The following is a 651-nucleotide window of genomic DNA, read 5'->3' as shown; positions in this document are numbered from 1 at the left end:
TTTAGAACACTTAGTCCGTTTCTTTGCAACTCCCAATACACAGATTTTTTGATTTCATTATTTTCCATGCCATCGCTAATACCAATGTTCGCATAAGCTCCAGGCCATCCTGCACCTGCTTGAGACATAAATAACGTACCTGCAGGAGCGTTAGTCTTTTCATCTGAACCTAAGATAAAAGTCGGTTGTACTGCACCATCTGCTCTTCTGTAATGCCCCAGAAATGCTCTAGCCACCCCTTTTTCATAGAGACGTATAAATTGGTCATCTAAGCTTACGTAGTTATCCGTATTTGATGTTCGAACTTGGCAACCGGTTAGCAATCCAGCTTTAATCCACTCAGCGTTAACTTTACCGATTAAATCTATTCGTGCAGCATTTAACTTAATGTTTTCTTTACTCATGTTAATGGCTGCAATCACATCATTTTCTTTTACAGATATGCTAACGCCCTTTTCTGTTAGCTGAAGACGGGATTCCATATCTCTTACATAAGAATCTGTAGCAAATTGTCCATCTGCTTGCGTCTTTGTATATACTTCTGTCTTTTTTGCTGCTGCATTGATTCCCTGTTCGTTGATAGTAAAGCGGTTATCGATTAGAGTCATTTTTTGATTAAATTGCTCAGTTGCAAGCTTGTTGGCTAATTCA

1 pseudogene is annotated in these 651 nt (G+C 38.9%); it reads right to left on the bottom strand.

Going from position 1 to position 651, the window contains the following annotated elements:
- Window positions 1–651 (bottom strand): annotated as a pseudogene (locus CO726_RS31200) (tail fiber domain-containing protein); the annotation flags it as partial.

The sequence above is a fragment of the Bacillus fungorum genome (assembly GCF_002746455.1).
GTDB lineage: Bacteria > Bacillota > Bacilli > Bacillales > Bacillaceae_G > Bacillus_A > Bacillus_A fungorum.
This window is presented reverse-complemented; position numbering and strand designations above follow the sequence as displayed.